General features: G+C 41.5%; 2 protein-coding genes and 1 pseudogene (1 of these 3 only partly in view). 1 reads left to right on the top strand and 2 read right to left on the bottom strand.

Annotated features, from left to right (window positions below):
• A pseudogene (locus tag L652_RS0108830) lies at positions 1-1,138 on the top strand (leucyl aminopeptidase family protein); it begins 392 nt to the left of the window's first position.
• 71 nt (positions 1,139-1,209) lie between these two features.
• Here the strand turns inward: L652_RS0108830 and L652_RS0108825 are convergent.
• Both L652_RS0108825 and L652_RS01000000123540 read right to left on the bottom strand, forming a co-directional pair.
• Positions 1,210-2,841 (bottom strand): methyl-accepting chemotaxis protein, encoded by a 1,632-nt coding sequence (locus tag L652_RS0108825; protein WP_024603409.1) that lies wholly within the window; start codon positions 2,839-2,841, stop codon positions 1,210-1,212.
• A gap of 142 nt (positions 2,842-2,983) precedes the next feature.
• Positions 2,984-3,333, bottom strand: a 350-nt coding sequence (locus L652_RS01000000123540; RefSeq protein ID WP_033013342.1) for a prolyl oligopeptidase family serine peptidase, incomplete at its 5' end; no start/stop codon positions are given.

Genomic DNA, 3,333 nt, shown 5'->3' with positions numbered 1-3,333 from the left:
GCAGCCATTAGAAGCGCGTGAATATCACGGTGAAAGCATTGAACCAATTACACAGATTGGTTTAGTTGGCGCGAGCGAGCAAACTATTAAAGCTGTTAATGCAATTGCAGCAGGCCAATATGCAGCGCGTGACCTGTGTGGTACTGAACCTGAGCGTATGGCTCCCCCACGTTTTGCTGATTACTGCGTTGAATTGTTTAAAGGCTCAAACATTGCGGTTGACGTAATTGATGATATTGCAGCTATTGATAAAAACTACCCAATGCTAAGTACAGTTGCTCGCGCATCGTATGCAGTTGAGCGCCATCACCCACGAGTTGTTAAGCTTGAATATGTACCAGAGGGCGAAATTACTCGCACACTTATGTTTGTAGGTAAGGGCCTTGTATACGATACAGGCGGTGCAGATTTAAAAGTAGGCGGCCATATGGCAGGCATGAGCCGTGATAAAGGCGGCGCAGCTTCTGTTGCGGGCTTTATGAAAGCCGTTGCTGATTATCAGCCTAAAGGCGTTAAAGTGGTCTCGTACTTAGCTGTTGTTCGCAACTCTATTGGCTCAGATTGTTTTGTGCCAGATGAAATTATTACTAGCCGTGAAGGTGTTCGTGTACGTATTGGTAATACCGATGCAGAAGGGCGTTTAGCAATGGGCGACCTGCTTAGCGAAATGAAAGATTTAGCTAAAGGTGAGATTAACCCAACGCTGTTTACTGTTGCTACATTAACGGGTCATGCGGCACGTGCAATGGGTCCTTACGGTGCGTATGTTGAAAATGGTCCAGCTCGTAGTGCTGGTGTTTCACGTCAAATAGCTGACCTTGGAGATTTGTGGGCCGATGGCGCTGAAGTATCGCGTTCACGCCGTGAAGACTACGACTTTATTAAACCACGTACGCTAGCTGACGATGTTTTATCTAGCAATAACGCAGCATCTGCCGTTACTGCTCGTGGACATCAGTTCCCTATGGCGTTTATGGCTATTGTTGGTGGGCTTGATAAGCACGGTAATGACTCTGCACAGCCTCTACCTTATGTTCATATGGATATAGCAGGTAGCGGTGTTGAAGGCGGTGATTGGCAGCATGGTAAGCCAACAGCTGCATCAGTAACGAGCTTGTTTGCACGTTATTGTTTGTAAGCTAAAAACTTACATGTAATAAAAAAGCCCTGTTAATTCAGGGCTTTTGCATTTTATGAGAACGCTATCGATTAATCTAATTTAAAACGATTAACTACGCTCGAAAGACCTTCGCTACTTTGTTTGAGATTATCACTGGCATCGGTAAGCTGCTTAGTATTATTTAATGATTGCTCAGTTGATTGAGATAGCTCATTTATACGCAAATTAACCTCGTCGGCAGCTTGCGTTTGTTGCTCTGTGGCACGTGCTATTTGGCTGTTCATTTCGGTAATAATTGAAACAAGTCGTTCTATTTCATTAAGTGAAGTATTGGCAGATGACGCCTGCTCTACGGTAGAAACTGAAAGTGCTTGGCTTGATTTAACTGCTTCTACTGCTGCTTTTGCACCTTCTTGTAGTTTAGTGATCATGGTTTGAATTTCGTCAGTACTTTGCCCTGTACGACTGGCCAATGTTCTTACTTCATCAGCAACAACAGCAAATCCTCGACCATGCTCTCCTGCGCGAGCAGCTTCAATGGCAGCGTTTAATGCCAGTAAGTTTGTCTGTTCTGATATGCTTCTTATTACATCAAGCACAGATCCTATATTATGGCTCTCGTTGGCTAAATCTTCTGTTACACGGCTGACTGTTTCAATGTTGCTTGAGAGTGTTTCTATTGCTGTAATTGTTTGCGCAACCACATTTTTACCCGTTGATGCATTTTGTGCTGCATCCTTAGCTGCTTGCTCTGCGGCTTCANGGCTCACATCGTGTATTTGGTGAGTCATTTGCTCCATGGCAGCTGCAACTTGGGTTGAACTATCGTTTTGAAGCTCAATAAATGAGTGGCTTGTTCTACTTGAGTCGTCAACTGTATGCGCATGTTCGCTTACATCGTTTGCACTTTGTGCTACATGAACAAGTGACTCTCGCATTTTTAGAGCAAATAAATTAAATGAACGTGATAGTTCAGATATTTCATCATTACCGGATTCATTTAATTTACGAGTTAAATCGCCTTCGCCTTGAGAAATGTCTTTCATCATATCGGCTGCTAAGCGAGTCGGTATTAAAATACTCTTACCTATAAAGTAACTAAGTAAAATAACAGCAATAATCATAATTATTGCACTGATGACTATAAGGTTACGTTGCTCGCTAAATGCTTCGTCAATTGAATCAAGGTAAACACCCGAGCCAATAATCCACTGCCATTGATTAAAACCTTTAACAAATGCGATTTTTTCAACCGGTTTATCTTTACCTGGTTTTGGCCATTTATAAGGGATAAATCCCTCGCCAGAGCGTTTAACTATATTTACCATATCAACAAACAATGCTTTGCCGTCAGGGTCCTTGTTATTAGTTAAATCTTTTCCATCAAGCGCAGGTTTTATAGGGTGCATAACCATTGTTGGCTGGTAATTGTTAATCCAAAAGTAATTGGTTTTGTCGTAGCGCAGTGCTTTTATTGCATTAAGTGCTTGTGATTGAGCTTGTTGTTGAGTGAGAGTGTTATCTTGTTCAAGCGCATAATAGTGCTCGATTATACTGTACGCCGTTTCTACTACATTTTGTGTTTTTATGTATTGCTCGTCTTTTAGCGAACTATATTGATGAGTTAGGCTCGATATACTAAGTATTATTAGTCCAAATACAACGATGGCTATTAACAGTGAAAAACGCTGGGATATACTAAAACTTCGTAGATTAGGCATACATTTATCCTCAAAAAGTGTGCGCTTTAGCGCATAGAATAAGCGTAGCTAAAAAAAGAGTTTAATCTAGGCTTAACGCCTATTAATGCAAAAAAAAGGCTGATTTATCAATCAGCCTTTAGTCTGTTATTACTTTACTTGCTTATTTAACGTCAAAATGGCGATTAAAGAAGTTTGTAATTGTTTGATGCAAGTGTGTTTGCACTTGTTTACCGCGTAGGCTGTGCTTAGAGCCTGGGTAGGTCATCATTTCAAACTGCTTTTCGTTATCTTGCAGCTGTTTAAACAACTTAGTTGAATGCGTAAACAATACGTTGTCATCAGCCATTCCATGGTAAATCATTAATGGGCCTTTTAAGCCATCAGCATATGGAAATACTGCGCTGTCTTCATAGCCTTTAGCATTTGTATCGGGGTGACCTAAATAACGCTCTGTGTAATGTGTATCGTATAGAGCCCAATCGGTTACTGGAGCACCTGATACGCCGGCTT

Origin of the sequence: Pseudoalteromonas sp. TB25 (assembly GCF_000497995.1) — a bacterium.
Lineage (GTDB): Bacteria > Pseudomonadota > Gammaproteobacteria > Enterobacterales > Alteromonadaceae > Pseudoalteromonas > Pseudoalteromonas distincta.
Note: the sequence above shows the minus strand (reverse complement) of the source record. Positions and strands in the feature narration are given on the sequence as shown.